Source organism: Haladaptatus sp. DYF46 (genome assembly GCF_021083305.1).
Classification (GTDB): Archaea; Halobacteriota; Halobacteria; order Halobacteriales; family Haladaptataceae; genus Haladaptatus.
Window position 1 is genome coordinate 1204205 of the sequence record NZ_JAJFAY010000001.1, and the last position, 17062, is coordinate 1221266.

17 protein-coding genes and 1 tRNA gene are annotated in these 17062 nt (G+C 64.1%); 9 read left to right on the top strand and 9 right to left on the bottom strand.

The window, feature by feature from the left end; all coding sequences use genetic code 11:
- Nucleotides 1-35 precede the first annotated feature (35 nt).
- Together LJF34_RS06735 and LJF34_RS06740 are read right to left on the bottom strand one after the other, a co-directional pair.
- Nucleotides 36-1493 carry an Hvo_1808 family surface protein gene (locus LJF34_RS06735; protein ID WP_231184082.1) on the bottom strand — a complete coding sequence of 486 codons (1458 nt, stop codon included), beginning with the start codon at nt 1491-1493 and terminating at the stop codon, nt 36-38.
- 114 nt (nt 1494-1607) lie between these two features.
- The gene (locus LJF34_RS06740; RefSeq protein WP_231184083.1) at nt 1608-2975 is read right to left on the bottom strand and encodes a UDP-N-acetylglucosamine 2-epimerase; all 1368 of its coding nucleotides are present in this window, start codon (nt 2973-2975) and stop codon (nt 1608-1610) included.
- A gap of 114 nt (nt 2976-3089) precedes the next feature.
- On the opposite strand from LJF34_RS06740, the gene LJF34_RS29240 reads away from it, so the two are divergent.
- Genes LJF34_RS29240 through LJF34_RS06760 form a run of 4 tightly spaced genes read left to right on the top strand, consistent with a single transcriptional unit; the run spans nt 3090 to nt 6377 of the window.
- Complete coding sequence (locus LJF34_RS29240) at nt 3090-4025, top strand: DUF4129 domain-containing protein (RefSeq protein ID WP_231184084.1); 936 nt, start codon at nt 3090-3092, stop codon at nt 4023-4025.
- Nucleotides 4022-4591, top strand: coding sequence for a hypothetical protein (locus LJF34_RS06750; RefSeq protein ID WP_231184086.1), 570 nt, complete (start codon nt 4022-4024; stop codon nt 4589-4591). Before LJF34_RS29240 ends, LJF34_RS06750 begins: the two co-directional genes overlap by 4 nt.
- Complete coding sequence (locus tag LJF34_RS06755; protein WP_231184088.1) at nt 4588-5862, top strand: DUF58 domain-containing protein; 1275 nt, start codon at nt 4588-4590, stop codon at nt 5860-5862. Before LJF34_RS06750 ends, LJF34_RS06755 begins: the two co-directional genes overlap by 4 nt.
- Nucleotides 5859-6377: a hypothetical protein gene (locus LJF34_RS06760; RefSeq protein WP_231184089.1), complete on the top strand. Its 519-nt coding sequence runs from the start codon at nt 5859-5861 to the stop codon at nt 6375-6377. The genes LJF34_RS06755 and LJF34_RS06760 overlap by 4 nt, the downstream gene beginning before the upstream one ends.
- Before the next feature lie 26 nt (nt 6378-6403).
- Here the strand turns inward: LJF34_RS06760 and LJF34_RS06765 are convergent, their stop codons facing one another.
- The gene (locus LJF34_RS06765) at nt 6404-7354 is read right to left on the bottom strand and encodes a MoxR family ATPase (protein ID WP_231184090.1); all 951 of its coding nucleotides are present in this window, start codon (nt 7352-7354) and stop codon (nt 6404-6406) included.
- A 102-nt stretch (nt 7355-7456) separates the two neighbouring features.
- Between LJF34_RS06765 and LJF34_RS06770 the strand changes: the two genes are divergently transcribed.
- Nucleotides 7457-7541 (top strand) — tRNA-Ser (locus LJF34_RS06770).
- Between the two features lie 697 nt (nt 7542-8238).
- On the opposite strand, the gene LJF34_RS06775 is transcribed toward LJF34_RS06770, so the two are convergent.
- On the bottom strand, nt 8239-9342 hold the full coding sequence (locus tag LJF34_RS06775) for a glycosyl transferase family 2 (RefSeq protein ID WP_231184091.1): 1104 nt from the start codon (nt 9340-9342) through the stop codon (nt 8239-8241).
- A gap of 92 nt (nt 9343-9434) precedes the next feature.
- Between LJF34_RS06775 and LJF34_RS06780 the strand changes: the two genes are divergently transcribed.
- A complete protein-coding gene (locus LJF34_RS06780) occupies nt 9435-9800 on the top strand; it encodes a hypothetical protein (RefSeq protein ID WP_231184092.1) in 366 nt (121 codons plus the stop codon).
- Between the two features lie 6 nt (nt 9801-9806).
- On the opposite strand, the gene LJF34_RS06785 is transcribed toward LJF34_RS06780, so the two are convergent.
- Nucleotides 9807-10949 carry an MFS transporter gene (locus LJF34_RS06785; protein ID WP_231185049.1) on the bottom strand — a complete coding sequence of 381 codons (1143 nt, stop codon included), beginning with the start codon at nt 10947-10949 and terminating at the stop codon, nt 9807-9809.
- 92 nt (nt 10950-11041) lie between these two features.
- The gene (locus LJF34_RS06790) at nt 11042-12394 is read right to left on the bottom strand and encodes a polysaccharide deacetylase family protein (protein WP_231184093.1); all 1353 of its coding nucleotides are present in this window, start codon (nt 12392-12394) and stop codon (nt 11042-11044) included.
- 163 nt (nt 12395-12557) lie between these two features.
- Between LJF34_RS06790 and LJF34_RS29165 the strand changes: the two genes are divergently transcribed.
- Nucleotides 12558-12725: an HVO_0758 family zinc finger protein gene (locus LJF34_RS29165; RefSeq protein WP_303646669.1), complete on the top strand. Its 168-nt coding sequence runs from the start codon at nt 12558-12560 to the stop codon at nt 12723-12725.
- A gap of 16 nt (nt 12726-12741) precedes the next feature.
- On the opposite strand, the gene LJF34_RS06795 is transcribed toward LJF34_RS29165, so the two are convergent.
- From LJF34_RS06795 to LJF34_RS06805, 3 genes are all read right to left on the bottom strand, one after another.
- Nucleotides 12742-13830 carry an aldo/keto reductase gene (locus LJF34_RS06795; RefSeq protein WP_231184094.1) on the bottom strand — a complete coding sequence of 363 codons (1089 nt, stop codon included), beginning with the start codon at nt 13828-13830 and terminating at the stop codon, nt 12742-12744.
- A gap of 234 nt (nt 13831-14064) precedes the next feature.
- Nucleotides 14065-15090, bottom strand: a complete 1026-nt coding sequence (gene sppA / locus LJF34_RS06800; protein ID WP_231184095.1) for a signal peptide peptidase SppA — start codon at nt 15088-15090, stop codon at nt 14065-14067.
- A 55-nt stretch (nt 15091-15145) separates the two neighbouring features.
- Nucleotides 15146-16009: a coiled-coil protein gene (locus tag LJF34_RS06805; protein WP_231184096.1), complete on the bottom strand. Its 864-nt coding sequence runs from the start codon at nt 16007-16009 to the stop codon at nt 15146-15148.
- Between the two features lie 414 nt (nt 16010-16423).
- On the opposite strand from LJF34_RS06805, the gene LJF34_RS06810 reads away from it, so the two are divergent.
- Together LJF34_RS06810 and LJF34_RS06815 are read left to right on the top strand one after the other, a co-directional pair.
- Entirely contained in the window at nt 16424-16576 is a 153-nt protein-coding gene (locus LJF34_RS06810; protein WP_231184098.1) for a hypothetical protein, read from the top strand.
- A gap of 48 nt (nt 16577-16624) precedes the next feature.
- On the top strand, nt 16625-17038 hold the full coding sequence (locus LJF34_RS06815; protein WP_231184099.1) for a DUF371 domain-containing protein: 414 nt from the start codon (nt 16625-16627) through the stop codon (nt 17036-17038).
- Nucleotides 17039-17062 lie beyond the last annotated feature (24 nt).

A 17062-nucleotide genomic window follows, 5' to 3' on the forward strand; every position in this document is an offset into this window, starting at 1 on the left:
ACGTCTATCGCCGGAGAACGGAACGCGAAACGACATCACCGAATCCGTGCTAGTCGCGTTTGCTTCCTCGTGTTCGTCGCCGGCCGAACGTCGTTCAAATCGCCGACTGTCGGGCCGTTGACGATGGTCACGGTCCGTCCGTGACGGTCGATGCGAAAGGCGTCGGCGAACGGTCCCGCTCCGATGCGCCACGTGTTCGGCCCGACGCGGGTCGCGTTCCGTCCGCGAAGCAGGTCGCGGTACGCCCGCCGAAACTCCGTCGCGTCCCGCTTCGTCTCCCATTTGGTCCGCCAGACGTAGCCGCGCTGTTTCCCCCTGTGGTACGGCCAGAGTCGGTCGTTCGCCCACCCGTCGGACGGCGCGCTGGTGTAGTTGAACATGTCGAACTTCCCCTTGTCGGGGTCCGTGAACGTCCGCCAGTCGATGACGGGGTTACCCTCGGCCCGGCCCTGATACCAGAACATGGTGTAAATGCCGGTTTCGCCGACCGTCTGTGACCCGTTTTCGCCGCGCTTGCCGTACAGTTTCCAGCCGTTTCGTGCCTGTTCGCCGAGACGGAGCGGGGCGGGCGGGCCGGTTCGCTCTTCGGGGTGAACGACCGCGGCGGACGACTCCGGCGGGTTTCGATACCGCTTCGTCACCGCGTCCCACCCGCCGGAATCGAACAGCGAGGCGACGTACGCGGGGCCGTCGGAGTACGGTTGAATCGTCGCGACTTGCATGCCGAGGTTGTAGTTCGGAAGCGTCCCGCCGCTGTACGGGGATCCGCTCGGTCCGACATCCGGCTTCGGGACGCACTGCCACGACTTCCCACACCGGTTCGTGTATCGCTGTTCCACGTACATCGCCTCGCCTTCAGTCAGGCCGTCGTGGGCACGTTGGGCGTCCATCGTCTTGGATTCGAACTCCGACGACGACAGGTCGACGTGCTGGTCCTGCATCGCGTGTGCGAGTTCGTGAATCAGCGTCGCGTTATCGATCCTGCGTTTCCCATCCGAGATGACGTAGACTCGGTCCTCGCCCGGCAGATAGAACCCGGCGACGCGCCGTTGATAGAGTTTCGTCTGCTGTCGGGCGGCGTCCGCCCGCTCGCCGGTGACGAACAACCCCTCCCAGACCTGATTTTCCCACGCGCGCTGGGGCGGCGTGTACTCGTTCGCCGACCGACGTCGAACGAGGTCCCGATACTCGCTTCGCGACAACGACTGGACGTTCACCGAGCGGGTGAACTCCTCCCTTCGAATGAACTCGACGCGTGCCATCGCCCGTCCCTTGTACGCCTTCAACTCGGCGTCGGACAGTCCGTCGCGCTGGTTCACGTCGATGCTCTCGTTGTACCAGTAGCCGTTCTCCCAGCCGATGACGTCGGAACTCGGGTCCGGCGGATGGGCGTTGGCCTCGTTCGAACTGCCGTTGTTTCCCCCGGGGGCCACCATCACACCCACCGACGCGGAACAGACGAGTAAAACGACGATCGCCCCCACGAATCGCATACCGATGCCACGGGCGCCCGCGGCATAACGGTTGGCCGTTGTATCACACCGCGTTTCCGGTCGAATTTGACCGGTGCGCCGTGAAGGCTGGCGAAACTCCGTTCGTGCCCCCGATTAGAGATAGTCGAACGCCCGTCGTCCGGCGTCGAACCCGGCACGTTCGTGCGCCCACTCGAACGGCGCTTCGTCGCGGCGGTCGGAGAGAAACGAGACGATGTCGTCGGCGACGTTCTCGCCGTAGAGCGACGGCCCCGACCGCATTCGCTCGCGGAGGGAGTCGTCTCCGTGAACGTGTTCGACCATCCCCCGCACGAACGCGCCCGAAATCGGTGGGACGAGGAGGTTGGTGTTCGCCTCGAACACCGTCTCTGGCCGGTCGGTGTTGAATCGCGCGGTCAGACAGATCGCCTCGTCGATGTGGTTGAGTTCCTCCTGCATGCTCCCGGAATCGGTCAGTTCCGCGAAACACTGCCCGGATTCGAGGAACTCGTAGACGTGCGCGTGGCGTTTCCAGAGGCCGCTGAAGAGGAAGTTGTCGTTGTCGTCGGCGAGTCGAAGCAGTTTATCGCGCAGGCCGTAGTTTTCGAGCGCGGCCTTGGTGGCGTTCAACTCCACGAAGTTGACGTTGTACCCCGTCTCGACGAGGCCGATGACCGCGTCAACGATGGCGCGAAAGCGGTCGGGAAGGAGGTTCGCCCGACGGTGGACGTCCACGCGAATCCAATCGTCTCGACGTTCGAGAATCGGGTACACGTCGAAGACGCTCTCGCCGTCGCCGCCCTTTTTCATCCCGATGGCGTCCACGACGGAGTTGCCCACGACCGGAATCCGCCCCCGACCGTGAACTTCCTCGGGGTAGCCCTCGCGGACGAGGTGCTCGCGGTTCAACGCCGTCGGCGCGAAGTGGTAGGTCGACGCGGCGGATCCGACGAACGTGTCGTACTGCTCCGGGAACGGTTCCGTTCGGTTCAGTTCCCAGTCGGCGTGCCACTGCTCCTCGACGAACTCGGCGGGCGTCCCGTAGTTCTCGAACGGGGGAGCCATACCGCGGAGGCCGGCCTCGTTGTGGGCGACGCCGCTGTTGGTCGCGAACAGCCACGCCTGCGGGACGATTCCGGCGGCGAGCGTGTCCCCGTGGACGACCGGCAGGACGGTGGTGTCGGGATACGAGGAGGCCAGCGTGTCGGCGACGGACTCGATTCGGGTCATCAACTCGGCCGTCTTCCGCGTGAGACCGCCCCGAACGTTCAGGTCGACCGCGATGTGGTCCGCGAGGTCGTACTCGTCGAGTCCGTGGCCGAGCAGGTCGTCGTAATGCTGGCCGGTGTGGAGGACGAAACACGGAACGCCCCGGTCGCGCGCCGCGGCGACGACGGGTGCCTGTTTGTAGAAGTCGGGTTTCGTTGCGGTGACGACGGCCAGTACGAACTCCTCCCCCTCCATCTGTCGCGCGAGACGGTCGTCGTGTATCTCGACATCCATCGGGTGGACCGCTCGTTTCCGACGGTATATTTCTTGTCATCGCTATGAACACCGGTACCAAGTTTCCCGGAAGGAGACAGAAAACCTAAGTTATCAATCCCGCTACTCGGTACCGTGGAACGAGATACCGCCCGCACAATCGTAATCGCCCTCCTCTGTATTCTCGCGATCGCGTTCGCCGCCGCGACGTTGAACTCCGCCGTGAGCGAAGACGGGTCCGGAACCGGTCTCGGTGGCGGTCCCGGCGGCGTCGGAAGCAGTCGGACGAACTCGTCGGCACCGCAAGTCGCCGGTAGCGGGGGTCCGTCGATGCCGTTCCAGATGCCGTGCTACCCCGTTCTGGATACGGCCCCCGCCATCCTGCTCATCCTCGGGGCGTTTTTGCTCCTCGTGGGGGTCGCCTACCGGAAGGCGGGCGGCCTCGGCGCGTTCGCGGTAATCGGGCCGGTCGGAATCCCTGTGTTGCTCCTTCACGCGCTACTGACGGCCTGCACGGTGTCGCCCCTCCAAAGGGACGGCGGTCTGATGGGCACGTTCAACCGGAGCGACATTTCGCTCCCGCAGGGCGGTACCGGCGGCCTCGGCGACGGCGCGAAGACCATGTCCCCCTCGATTCTGATGTTCCTCGTCCTCGGCATCGCGCTCGTCGGGGCGGTGGTCCTCCTCGTTCGAAGTTCGAGCGGAAGCGAGGAAGACACACCGGAGGCGGACGTACTCGAAGAGAGCGAGGAGGACATCGCCGCCGTCGGGCGGGCGGCGGGCGAGGCGGCCGACCGAATCGAGTCCGAATCGAGCGTCGAGAACGAGGTGTACCGGGCGTGGAGCGAGATGACCCAGTATCTACACGTCCCCTCGCCGGAGTCGAGTACGCCGGGCGAGTTCGCGGCCGCCGCCGTGGACGCCGGAATGGACCCCGAAGACGTGAGCGAACTGACGGGCGTCTTCGAGGAGGTCCGATACGGCGGCCACGAGGCGAACGACGAACACGAAGAGCGGGCGATAGCCGCGCTCCGCCGCATCGAGCGGACGTACGCGGGGGACGACGAATGAACGCCCGCTCGGCCGTCACGGCGATCGGCATCCTCGCCGTCGGAGGGGGATTGGCGATGGTGTTCGCGCCGGACTTGGCGTCGCTCTTCCCGCTCCGGGACCTGTTCGTGAAGTTCGTCGGCCTGCTGGCGTTCGTACAGGGACTCCGGGTCGTACAGGCGCGGCGACACACGGACGTCGAAGGGGCGGGAACGGGCGACCCGGAAACGAACGTGACGCTGCCGGTGCCCGGGCAGGAGTTCGACGACCGACTTCGAACCGTCCATTCGGGGCCGCGAAAGCGGAAATTTCGGTCGCGCAAGGCGGTCAGAGAACGACTCGAGGAGGCGCTGATCGAGGCCATCGTCCAGCGCGAGGGGTGTTCCGACGACGGTGCGCGGACGCGCATCGAAACGGGCGAATGGACGGACGATCCCGAGGCCGCCGCGTTCGTGGCGGGGCACCCCTCCCCGCGCCGGTCGTGGCGACAGTGGTTCCGCCAGTCGTTCGGCAGCGAGACGGCGTTCCAATACCGCGCTCGAAAGACGGCGGACGCCATCACCCGCTACATCGAGGAGGACCGATGAACGTCGTTCGTGAGACCAACCGGTGGCACGGGGTGAGCGCCATGGCGCTCCTCGCGGCTGGCGTCGGCGTCTTCACCGGGAGTCCGGTCACGCTCCTCGTCGGCGTGATCGGCGTCGCATTCGCGGCGTACTCCCGGACCGCCTCGCCGCCGCCGACCGACTTCGAGTTGACGCGCGTCGTGAGCGACCCGGTTCTCGAACCGGGTGACGAAACGACCGTGGAGGTGACGGTGGAAAACGTCGGCGAGACGACCGCCCCCGACCTCAGAATCGTCGACGGCGTGCCCGACGGACTCCGGGTGACGGGCGGATCGCCCAGACTCGGGACGGCGCTTCGCCCCGGCAAACGGGACACCTTCAGCTACACCCTCGAAGCGGTTCGCGGCGACCACGCCTTCGGTCCGGCACAGGCCATCGCTCGCGACTTCAGCGGCGCGCTCGAACGCGAGTTCGAACTCGAAGACGAGACGACGATCACCTGCACCCCCCGGCTCCAATCGTCGGCCGACGACGTTCCGCTCCGCGAACAGACGATTCGTCACGTCGGGCGCGTGGCGACCCGCGAAGGTGGAACGGGCGTCGAATTCTTCGCCACCCGAGACTATCGACCGGGCGACCCGCTCTCCCGCATCGACTGGAAACGGAAGGCCCGCACGGGCGAGCTGACGACCGTCGAGTTCCGCGAGGAGCGAACCGCGACCGTCGTCCTCCTCGTCGACGTTCGGGAGCAGGCGTACCTGACGGTAGACGCGGAGGAACCCGGCGCGGTGGAACACTCCATTCGCGCCGCAGGGGACGCGTTCAGCGCCCTACTCGACAGCGGCGACCGGGTCGGCATCGCGGCGCTCGGCCCGGAGGAGGTATGGCTCGCGCCCGGCACCGGCGAAACCCACCGCGCGAAAGCGCGGCAACTCCTCTCGCACGCGAGCGCGTTCGGCCAAAACCCGCCCGAGGAGATGTTTTACTCCACCGTGAAACTGCGCTGGCTTCGACGACGGATCCCGAGCGAGGCGCAGGTGGTGTACTTCTCGCCGCTCTGCGACCGCTTCGCGCCGGACGTGGCGCGGCGGCTCGACGCCATGGGTCACGCCGTGACCGTCATCAGTCCGAACCCGACGACGGACGAGACCACCGGGAAACGACTCGCACGGGCGGAGCGGGCACAGCGAATCGGGACGCTCCGCGCCGGCGGAATTCGAGTCGTGGACTGGAACCCCGACGAACTCCTCGGCGTGACACTGGCGAAGATGAACAGGCGGTGGGCGCGATGAGCGGAACGGAGGTTCGAGACGGAACCATCGACCGCTCGCCGGCGCGGGTGAGCCAACTGCTTGCCATCATCGCCGCATCGCTCGCGGTCGGAGCGAGCGCGCTGTTCGGCGGCGTCGGTGCGCTCGGCGGTATCCTCGGACTCCTGTTCGTCGCCGCCGGCGTCGTTCGCGGCAGTCGCCGCCTCGTCACGGTCGGCAGTTTCGTCCTGTTGCTGGGAATTCTGGCCGGGAGCCTCGTCGCCGCGCCCCCGGAACTCCTGATTCCCGGCGCGATAGCCGCCGTCCTCGCGTGGGACTTCGGTGAACAGGCCATCAACGTCGGCGAGCAGTTGGGTCGGGAGGCGGACACCCAAACCCTCGAAGTCATGCACGCCGCGTCGAGCACGGTCATCGGCATCACGGCGGGCGGCGTCGGATACGGCATGTATTTAACTGGAAGCGGCGGCCAACCGGTGACCGCGCTGGTGTTCCTGTTGATCGCGGCGCTGGCGCTCACGTCGGCGTTGCGAGCGTGAAACGGAAAAGAAGGGACTTCTTTCGGCTATTCGACCGTCGGCACGGGGACGCTGTCCAGCACCGACTCGACGATTTCGTCCTTTCGCGCGTTGTTCACCTTCGCGTCCGGCGTGAGGACGACGCGGTGGGCCAGCACGGGGTAGGCGACGCGCTTGACGTCGTCGGGGGTGACGAAATCGCGGCCCTGCATGGCGGCGCGGGCGCGGGTCGCCTCGAACAGGCGCTGGGTCCCGCGCGGGGAGACGCCGACTTCGACGCGGCGGTCCTCGCGGGTTCCGCGGGCGATGGCGGCCATGTATTCGAGCAGGTCCTCCTCGACGCGAACCGTCTCGGGGACCGACTGGAGGTCCGTGACGAGTTGGTTGTCGAGGACGGTTTCGACGGACGGACTCTGGCTGTCGCGGGCCGAACGCCGGCGAAGGAGTTCGATTTCGCCGTCGAGATCCGGGTAGCCGAGGCTGGTTTTCACGGCGAAGCGGTCCACCTGCGCTTCGGGGAGCGGGAAGGTTCCCTCCTGCTCGACGGGGTTCTGCGTGGCGATGACGAAGAACGGCTTCGGCAGTTCGCGGGTGTCGCCGTCCACCGTCACCTGTCGTTCCTCCATCGCTTCGAGGAGCGCGGCCTGCGTCTTCGGCGGCGCGCGGTTGATCTCGTCGGCGAGGACGACGTTGGCGAAGATGGGACCTTCGTTGAACTCGAACTTGCGGTCCTGTTCGTTGAACACGTGCGTCCCCGTCACGTCGGCCGGGAGGAGGTCAGGGGTAAACTGCACGCGGTTAAACGAGAGGCCGAGCGCGGAGGCAAAACTCCGCGCGGTGAGCGTCTTTCCGGTTCCGGGCACGTCCTCCAGCAGCACGTGTCCCTGTGCCATGACGCCGAGGAGGACCGTTTCGAGGAATTCGCGGTCGGCGATGACGGCGGTTCCGATCGCATCGAGGACGGAGTTCGCCTCGGTGTTCGCGTCTGTAACGTCCATGAAATATCAAGCGACGGCCATCGATTTTAATGTGGTGGTCGTCTGGGTTTCCGTGACGAAAATCGAAACCCATAAACCGCAAAACGCGGTACTGGGAGATGAGCCGAGATAGCCTAGCCCGGCCAAGGCGGCAGATTCGAAATCTGCTGTCCTCACGGACACGGGAGTTCAAATCTCCCTCTCGGCGTTTTTCCAACCACATCGTGACCAGTCGAGACGTTGCGAACGGAGGTGAGCAAACGTCGAGACCCGTCTCCGTGGTTGGAAAAGTGGTCAGGGAATTTGAACTAGACCGGACGCACGCCCGCACAGCGAACGCGAGTGAGCGAGCAGGACCGTCCGGGCGTGGTTCAGATCTCCCTCTCGGCGTCATTCTCCGAACGTAACTGACCGAGAGCCGTGGCTCTCGGTCGCGTGAGAAGATGAACGGTCAGGGTGATTTGAGCAGGCGAGTCGCACGCCCGCGGAGCGAACGACAGTGAGCGAGCAGGAACGTCTCGACGGGTTCAAATATCCCTCTCGGAATCCTGTTGTGCATCGGGTGCCTTTCCGAGTAGAATTATCACAATCGTCATAGAGAAGACCTCGAAAGCCCCCGCCCGGTCGCGGTCGCTCCACAAGATATTCTCGTACGGGCTGTGCGGAGCGTACGAGAATAGTGGCTTGTAGAACCGACCACGACAAGCGCGACCGAGCGGCCCCTTTCAATCCCACCGACCGCACAGCACCGCGACGACCACACCCTCCCCAGCCGATTGTGCTTCTCGCCCTTCGGCCTGCGATGCTCATCCCTCGCACGCTATCGGCACGAGCCTTCGGGCGGTGTGCCCGTCGGCTCGTGCCAGCGCGCGCCAACGTGGTAATTTCGCTTCGCGGACCTCCCGTCAATGCCGTTCGGAGAGAATGGGGCGCGTGGCCTCCAGAACCTCGTCGGGGTCGATGTCGACATCGTCCCACGCCGGGAGGACGGCGTGGATTTCGTGGCCGTCCGGGGGTCGAACGGCCTCGGCGTACGTCTCGACCTGCGCCCGTTCGGCCGCCGAATCGTAGGTCAGTCCGTTGAACGCGGCGTCGGCGGCGTACTGCCGGACGAACCGCCGGGCGGTGTCGCGGTAGCGTTCGGGAAGCGTCTCGTACGCGGGCGTGACGCCGTGGTTCTCACAGACGCGGAAGAGGGCCGCGCCGACGCCTTCGCTCATCGAGGAGAGGCCGCCCGGTCCGGCCACGCCGCGGTGGTCGTGTTCGTAGCGCCCGAGGTCCACCTGCGCGCTTCCGTCGAATCCGGCGTGTTCGAACGCGCCGCCGAGGGTGCCGACCTCCAAGCCCCAATCGCGTTCGACGCGCATGCCCGTGGCGAGGTCCGCGGTCATGCCGAACTCGCCCGCCAGCGCGTAGCGGAACGCGCCGAGGTAGTCGAGGATTCGTCCGTCGTCGGCGCGACGCAGGGTTCGGACCAGCGGCGCGTAGAACAGGCGGAACAGGCGACCGTAGAGGCGGTTCTCCTCGACGCGGGCGTAGTAGCCCTTCGTGAACGAAAAGCCGTCGTCGAGCGGTGCGATGAGCCGCGGGACGATGGACGGATCGTAGGTCTTGGTGTCCGCGTCGTGGCAGACGACGAAGTCGGAGTCGGCCGCGGCGACGCCGAGCGCCAGCCACACGTCCCGTCCCTTACCTGCGGGTCCCGTTAGCCCGTGGTCGTCCAACAGCGCCTCGCTTCGGGGGTTGGAACACCAGAGGAGGGAGAGGGGAAGGTCGAATCCCGAAAGCCAGTCGTGAACCGCGCCGACGGAGTCGGATGGCGCGCGGAGCGGGATGACGACGCGGTTCGGTGAGACGGTTTCCAGCGCCGACAGGACGCGGTCCGCCGTCCGTGATCCGAACTCCGCGTCGGTCATCGGGACGACGACGGCGGTGCGGTCGGGCGGGGCGTCCGGAATCCGCCCGGTCAGGTCGTGGAGCGTCGTCACCTGCTCCTGCACGTACTCCATTGAGAGGGGCTTAGGAGAGGGGGAAGAAAAGTGGCGTGAAGTCGGCAGAACCGGATGGATTAATATCAGATCACTTCCAATAGCTGGAGGCAATGAAAACTAAGGCACTCACCGACGCCCTCCGAGACGCCGTGGGGGACGGGTTGCGAACGGTCGCGACGGGTAACATCGAGGAGAAATCGTTCGATATCGTCTACATGCGTGAGGATATCGGATCGCTCTATTCGGAAGAAGAGCGCGAGGAGATACTCCACGACCTCGTACTGGAAAACCTCGTCGAGGTCAGACAGGAGAGGCTGTTCGCCCCGCTTGGAGACCTCCAACTCACGAGTCGCGTGTTCGAATACGGCATCAACGTCGTCGGATGGAACGAGAACGCCGGCGTATTCGTCGGCCTCGACCCCGATGAAACGTTAATTCCGACGACGATACGTGCCTGCCGGTCGGCGTTCGACTGACCGGACCTAGCTCGTCACCGCGCCGGTCGGAAGTCGGTCGGTCCGGTGCAGCGCGAGCAACACCGCCAGAATGGCGAACAGGCCGACCGCGAGCGTTCTGAAGATCGTGTCGAACGCGAACTGGGCATCCAGCAACGTGCCGACGAGCGAACTGCCTCCCGCCTGTCCGATCATGGCGAGCCCGCTGTACATGGCGTAAGCGCTGGCCCTGTTTTCGTCCGGCAGGGAATCGAGGAGGTACGTATCGAGCGCGGGAAACAGGCTGTGGATGACGTACCCGAGGACGAGGGAGATGCCGACGATGGCCGCGAGTCCTTGTGCGAGCGTCAGCGAGACGAGACAGACGATGAAGCTGCCGAGGATGGACAACATGAGCGGAACGTGCGGAAGCCTGTCGGCGAGTCGTCCGGTCAACCAGAACGCCGGAACGCCCGCCGCGAACAGGACCGTCAGCAGGGTGCGGCCGGTTTCCAACGAGAGCCCCTTCGTCTGGCTGATGTAACTCGGATACCAGTTGAACAGCCCGTTCCAGACGAGGCCGGTCGCGCCGATGATGGCGACGCCACTCAGGATGATGGGCCATTGGCGGCGAAACGCCGTGAGGAAATCGCGGTCAGCGACGCCCGCCTCCGGCAGGTCCGTTCTGCGGGCGACGGCGAAGAACACGGCGGTCACAACGGCGGCAACGGCCGCGAGCAGTTCGAAAACGCCCCGCCACCCGACCACCGTCAGCGTCACGCCGACGAAGACGGGGGCGATGGCTGCCGCGAGTTGACTCGCCGTGCCGTGGATGCCGAGCGCACGTCCGACGCGCTCGGGATACAGTTCGCTCACGAGCGGGTTTGCGGCGATGAAGTACACCGCGCTGGAGACGCCCATCGAGAACGCCCCGACCGCGAGGAGCGGGACGCTCGGCGCAAACGCGGTAAGTCCGGAGGAGACGGTCAGTACGACACCTGCACCGAGGACGACGTAGTGGCGTTCGATGCGGGTGAGGAGATACCCCGTCGGAATGCGGGGAAGCGCGCTCCCGAGCCAGACGAGCGAGGCGACCAGCCCGATGGTGGCGTCGCTGACCAGAAACTCGTGTTTGAGCGGTTCGAGCAACGGCGCGAACACCACACGAGCGAAGTTGACCAGAAAGACCATCGAGCTGAGTGATGCAAAGAGTCGGCCCCGGGACACATGGAGTGGTTTATCGAGGGGGGAGTCAAACCTTCCGAAACGGGCAAAGAGACGGCCTACGGTGCGGTATTCGTTCGCATTTCCCAGAGGTCCGAGAAGGTGATGACCTCGACGCCGGAGGTCCCGTCGATGTACGCGAGGAGCTTCTCGTAGTCCGAAACCGACATCGTATTGCTGTTCTTGAAGTCGTGGAAGTTCAGGATACCGCAGTTCCGGTATTTGGCGACGTTATCGACCACGGTCTTCGAAATCTCTAGATCTTCGCCGATGGTCCGGGGGAGAACGAGCGGGTCGAACCCGTGGACGCCGGTCGTGTTGGGGCTTCCCGACTGGTTCATACCGCCCATGTAGTGGTACTTCGAGACGACCCCGAGCGCCTCCCTGTCGAAGTTGTTTCCGGGATAGACGATGAAGTTCGCACCACCGAAGTCGTGGTCGATGAGCCACTGTTTGTGTTTCTCGATGACTCCATCGAGTTTCGAGGCCGACGTCTCGGAGAAGGAGTACTGGGCGCTTCCGTGTGCGACCACCTCGTCGCCCTTCGATTCACGCTCCTTCAGATTTTTGAGGGACATGAACGCTTTCCGCTTCAAGTCTTCGAAGTGCGGCGGGTGGGTGAGGACGGCCGGGAAATCGTACTCGTCGTGAACCGGTGCGGCGTCGTCGTAGTAGCTCCGTTTGCCGTCGTCCCAGCTGAGGATGACGTACCCCGTGTCGGGTTTCCGATGGAGGCGAACGTCGTCGACCCACACGTTCACGTCGTCGTTCGTCGCGTTGGTGGCCTGCAACATGATGCGGCCGATGCTGCTCAGGTCCGGTTCCTTCCCGTCGACCTTGTACACGCCGGGGCAGGTGCGGAACCATCCGACGTCGGGCGCTCGGTAGGAGATGTCCCGGAGTTCCAGCACGGCTCTGTTGCCGCTCGTGTCCTCGAGATAGATGTAGAAGCCGATTTTCGAGGGCGTGGTCGTCCGGATCATGGCCGAAATGTCGCGATCGGTGAAATCCATCGGGTCGGTCAGCGACCGTTCGATGATGGCGTGGTGGCCGCTTTTTCCCTCAAGTCGGAGACTCTGTGATCCCGAGTATTTGACCTTCGTGTCGGGAGTCATCGACCCGCCACGTGCTTCCCAGTCGGACGGGCTTTTGAACGTTTCGAAACTCGTCCCCGGCGAGGCGAACTTCTCCCTGCTGTTGTACTTCGTGTGGAGGGTCTGGTCCGGTTCTGCCGTCGTGGTTTCCGTGGTCGTCGTGTCCGTCGCGGTATCGGTCGTCGCGTTCCCGGACGAGGACGTTTTCGTTCCCTCGGTCGTGTTCCCTCCGGTTTCGTTGTCGGAACAACCGGCGAGGACCGCGGTGAGACTCGCCCCTGTGAGACGGAGAAGATGGCGTCGGTGAATAGTATCCATTTGGCGGTGATATATTTGAACAACCGAATTAAATGTCTGTTGGCCCAACAGCCGTTGGTATTAAAAAGAAAGTGATCGATTAAAGGTCGATTTTTCCACAGATGTATGTATCATATCATTTACGTCGGTGCGTATATGGTACAGTGTGATATCTGTTCACTCGATGCAATCAGTTCGAAGCGGTCTACGAAAGGGAGAAGTCGAGAAAGACACGTACGGTCGTCTCTCGTGTTCGGACTGCGGGGAGTCACTGAAGACACGAAACGATCCGTCGGAAGTTTACTCGATTCGGTCGTGTCCGGACTGTGGCAGTTCGTGGAAGGACATATAGGATCCAATTCTGACATTTATTCGAAAACCGCGTCGAACGCGTTCGCGCCCATGGGGTCGTAGCGCCCCGCATCGAGGTTCTCCCGAGCGTGGTTCGTCGCACTCGCACCGACGAGCGAACTCGTCACGCCGGGCGCGCTCCGCGCGAAGTTGATGGCGCGTTGGGCCGCCGTCTCCCCGGCGAGTCGCTCCGCGACCTCCTCCGGCATCTCCGCCGCGAGATCTCCCTGCGCGATGCTCGCGCTCGTGACGACGTTCAACCCCGCTTCGTGGGCGAACCGGAGCGCGCTCTGTTTCCCGTCGGGGCCGTCCTGTGACTCGACGGTGAACGCGTCGGCCATGACGACGTTGAACGGGAGTTGAACGACGCGGAAGTGGGTCGCCGTGTTCTCGGCGGCTTTCGCGGCGCTCCGAGCGCGGGAGACGACCTCCCTGAGCGAGAGGTAGTCGTCGTGACCCTCCGGGACGCGGAAGGCGTTCCACGTCGCCACGCCGTAGTACCGAATGTTGCCCGCGGCGGCGCGCTCTTCGAGTCGGGTGAACGTCGCTTCGAGCCGGTCGTACACCTCCTCGGGCGAGTTCGAGTACAGTTGTGTCTCGGGGTTGTGGACGTAGTAGCAGTCGACCGTATCGAATCCGAGGTTGTCGAGCGACCGGTCGAGTTGGTCGTCGATGTAGTCGGGCGCGATACAGTGGCTTCCGCGAACGAGGTCGTCAGCGTCCACGAGGCCGGTGTCCACGAACTCCCGTTTGACGTACGTCCCCGGTTCTTCGGGTCGCTCGCCGTCGAACGGGACGAACCCGCCCTTTGTCGAGACGAAGACGGCATCACGGTCGACGTCGGCGTCGGCGAGCGCCCGCCCGACGACGCGCTCGCTCCGCTGGCACCGGTAGTTGACAGCCGTATCGATCATATTGATTCCCCCCTCGACCGCCGTCGTGATCGCCTCGTCGTACTCCTCGTCCACCTCGTCGGTGGGATCGCCGAGGTAGGTCCCAAGACCGATGGAGGAAACCGCGAAATCGCCGAGTTGCCGGAAGTACGTCCGTCCGAAGTCGCCGCCGTGTTCGGTTCGATAGCCGTGTGTTCCCGTTTCGGTCGCCATGCCTGTGCTAGTCGGGAGAGCGATAAAAGGTCGTGGCATTCCCGTCCCGGTTTCGCTGGTTCCTGTAGATTTATCGGCCGCTCGTCCGCATCGACCGCATGGCTCGCGCACTGCTGGTCGGCGGAACCCGGTTCATGGGGCGACACACGGCCGAGGAACTGCTGGCGCACGATTACGACCCGGCCACGAAACGGAAGCGACGGTCATCGCGGAATTGAGCGACTGAGTTCCCGACTACCGAGCCCGAAACTCGAAGCCGTCCACGTCCCCCTTCTCATCGCCGACCACGCTCGCGATACCCGCGCCGAACGAGTAGGCGATTCCCCGCGCCCCGAGGTTCAACCGTTGACGCAGCGGCTGGTTCGGTTCGAACTCCCCCACCGAGACCTCGGGCACGCCCAACCGCTCGGCGAGTCGGGCCTCCACGTCCTCGTGCGTGCCGAGTTCGTCCACGAGTCCGAGTCGGTGTGCCTCGTCGCCGAGGTACACCCGCGCCTCCGTTTCGCGGACCGTTTCGGGGTCGAGGTCGCGGCCCGCCGTCACGCGTTCGACGAAGTCGTCGTACATGCCGTCGATGATTCCCTGTAGGTAGTCGCGTTCGTCGCCGTCCAACTCCTTCAGCGGGACGCCCGCGTCCTTGTACTTCCCCGCCGCAAGCCGTTCGTAGGAGAGGCCGACCCGGTCGGCCAGTTCGGCGGCGTTCACCCGCGAACCGATGACGCCGATGCTGCCGACGAGGCTGGCATCGCGGGCGAACAGTTCGTCACACCCGCTCGCAATCCAGTAGCCGCCGCTCGCACACACGTCCGTCGCGTACGCGACGGTCGGTCCGTCGAACCGCTCGGCGGCGAGACGGATATCTTCACTCGGAACGACTTCGCCGCCCGGCGTGTTCAACCGCAACAGCAGTCCCTTCGCGTTGTCGTCGTCGTTCGCGCGGTCGATCTGTTCCACGATGTCGTCGGCGGGCGTTCCGCTCGCCGAGGGAAGCCCCCCGCCGGCGTCCCGCCGTATCGGCCCTTCGACGGCGACTTCCGCCACGTCGTACGACGGAAACCGCTGTGTTGCCACCCGGGCGGCGAACCGCGCCCCCATCACACCCGCGAGCAACACGAGGAGCACCCCGAGCAGTTCCACGAGCGACGTGGGGAAGGAGAGAAACAGCCACCACGCGACCGCCACCGTTAGCACTGTTCCGACGAGAACGATTGCGAGCCGTTGCCCGCGGCCACCACTGTCGGCCGAGCGTCCGCTTGCCATACCCGTTATAGGGAGGGCGACGGCGTTAAAAGTTCGCTAGTAAAGGGTTCGCAGATTATAGCAGACCGGTCTTCTGGAGCTTCATGAGGTCCTCGGTGTCGAGGGTCTCTCCTTCCTTGAACTGCTGGTAGATCTCCTCGGCCTCGGCCTTGGCCTCCTCTCGCTCCTTTGCCTTCTCGGACTTGCGCTCCTTCTCCTCCTTCTTGTCGAGTTCGCGGAGGCGCTTCTGGACGCGGACGAAGTCCTCGTGGTGCTGGTCGGCCGCTTCCTGTGCCTCCACGAAGTTCTCGTGCATCTCGTCGGCGTCGTCACGGATGTCGTCGGCTTCGCGGTAGGCCTCGATCATCTTGTTGTGATGCTGCTGGGCCTGGTCCGCGAGTTCCGTCACTTTCTCGTGGTGGGTGCTCGCTTCGGCGCGAACCTCCTCTGCCTCCTCGACGAGTTCCTCGAGGTCGTCGCTCTGGTCGAGCTTTTCCTTACGGCTCGTGTACTCGTCGCGCTTGGCCTCGATCTTCTCGATGAGTTCGCGCTCGTCCTCGGTGGAGAGAACTTCCGTCTGCTGTTTGAACTCGAGCTCTTCGATTTCCTTCTTGAGCTGCTCCAAATCCTTTCCCTCGTCCAGTTCGAGGTCGGATTTGCGCTCCTCGACGCGGTCGAACAGTTCGTTCGCTTCGGCGTTGAGTTCGTTACGCTTCTTTTTGTGTTCCTGAACCTGCTCGTTCAGGTTGTCTCGCTGTTCTCGGTGTTCCTGGGCTTCGTCCACCTTCTCACGCGTCTTCGCGTTCAGCTCGTCGCGTTTGGACGCGCGCTTGCTCGCTTGCTGATTCAGCTCGTTTCGTCGGTCTCGGAGCTGTCCCGCGAGTTTAATGAGTTCACCTTTCGACTTGTTCTGAAGATCCTCTTCTGTTACGCTTACCATTCTTAGTTAAACCTCGGTTCCTTCCGCTCCGGCGGATAAGAGCATCGCTACTCTACGATTGATACCAACCAGCCGATGACAATATTCCCATATCATTGGTTGACGCGCGGTGCTACCGTGACGCCGGAAGCGTTCAGGTATTACGAAGTATTCGACATAGCTATTTAAATGTTGTGCCCTCGAATTCCGTGGAAACGCTTAGCACACGCCCCCTACGCCGTGGAAACGGTTGACACACGCCTGCCCAGCCGTTTATAAATGGAAGGTGGCGCATGCAAGCGACCGTGACGGGAGAACGAATCCGAGTTCCGACAGTATCGGTCAAAACATGTCCAAGGAAGTCGCTACGGACGGTTTTCACTTTCACCCCACCCACGGGTCGATTTAACGTAGGACGCGAACGGAACTCCGGGTATGATCGAAGCGCTCCGATGTACCTGCGAAGCCACCGGATGCGACCGCGAACTCGGCGAGTCTCAGTTCATGCTGACGATGGAGACGAGCGCCGGAACCCGCCACGCGTACGAGTGCGAATGCGGTGCGGTGACGGTAACGGTCACGCGATGACGACGTCGAAATGGCGACGCTGAAGTGTTCCCGCGGAAACCCGACACCATGAAGGAGACGATTCACGCGCGCGGCCACGAGAACGTGTCCGGCCGCCACGCGAGCACGTTCGAAATCACGACGGACGATTTCCTCACGCCCGCGGGCGACTGCATCCTCGCCATCGAAGCCGACCGCGCGCCCGCGGATTTCGACCCAGAATTCGTGGACGCCTGCCGTGACGAGGAGGCCACCATCACCGTGACCGTCGAGTCGGGCGACCACAGCGAAACCGTCACCGGCAGCGGACATCCCGACCTCGAATTCGACAGCGACCGAAGCATGGTCGGACGCACGAGCGACTACGTGGACGAACGAACGTTCGTCGTCGGATGTGAGTTCGCCGCCGAGGGATTCAACCGCGACCTCGTGAACGCGCTGGCGGACGGCATGGAGGCCGTCGTCACCGTCGAAGTCGAGTAACCGCTCGCCCGACGGCCCGATGGT

Coding starts and splice junctions, on each gene's coding strand:
- LJF34_RS06735 (WP_231184082.1), bottom strand. CDS start 1,493: ATGCGATTCGTGGGGGCGATCGTCGTTTTACTCGTCTGTTCCGCGTCG.
- LJF34_RS06740 (WP_231184083.1), bottom strand. CDS start 2,975: ATGGATGTCGAGATACACGACGACCGTCTCGCGCGACAGATGGAGGGG.
- LJF34_RS06750 (WP_231184086.1), top strand. CDS start 4,022: ATGAACGCCCGCTCGGCCGTCACGGCGATCGGCATCCTCGCCGTCGGA.
- LJF34_RS06755 (WP_231184088.1), top strand. CDS start 4,588: ATGAACGTCGTTCGTGAGACCAACCGGTGGCACGGGGTGAGCGCCATG.
- LJF34_RS06760 (WP_231184089.1), top strand. CDS start 5,859: ATGAGCGGAACGGAGGTTCGAGACGGAACCATCGACCGCTCGCCGGCG.
- LJF34_RS06765 (WP_231184090.1), bottom strand. CDS start 7,354: ATGGACGTTACAGACGCGAACACCGAGGCGAACTCCGTCCTCGATGCG.
- LJF34_RS06775 (WP_231184091.1), bottom strand. CDS start 9,342: ATGGAGTACGTGCAGGAGCAGGTGACGACGCTCCACGACCTGACCGGG.
- LJF34_RS06780 (WP_231184092.1), top strand. CDS start 9,435: ATGAAAACTAAGGCACTCACCGACGCCCTCCGAGACGCCGTGGGGGAC.
- LJF34_RS06785 (WP_231185049.1), bottom strand. CDS start 10,949: ATGGTCTTTCTGGTCAACTTCGCTCGTGTGGTGTTCGCGCCGTTGCTC.
- LJF34_RS06790 (WP_231184093.1), bottom strand. CDS start 12,394: ATGGATACTATTCACCGACGCCATCTTCTCCGTCTCACAGGGGCGAGT.
- LJF34_RS29165 (WP_303646669.1), top strand. CDS start 12,558: ATGCAATCAGTTCGAAGCGGTCTACGAAAGGGAGAAGTCGAGAAAGAC.
- LJF34_RS06795 (WP_231184094.1), bottom strand. CDS start 13,830: ATGGCGACCGAAACGGGAACACACGGCTATCGAACCGAACACGGCGGC.
- sppA (WP_231184095.1), bottom strand. CDS start 15,090: ATGGCAAGCGGACGCTCGGCCGACAGTGGTGGCCGCGGGCAACGGCTC.
- LJF34_RS06805 (WP_231184096.1), bottom strand. CDS start 16,009: ATGGTAAGCGTAACAGAAGAGGATCTTCAGAACAAGTCGAAAGGTGAA.
- LJF34_RS06810 (WP_231184098.1), top strand. CDS start 16,424: ATGATCGAAGCGCTCCGATGTACCTGCGAAGCCACCGGATGCGACCGC.
- LJF34_RS06815 (WP_231184099.1), top strand. CDS start 16,625: ATGAAGGAGACGATTCACGCGCGCGGCCACGAGAACGTGTCCGGCCGC.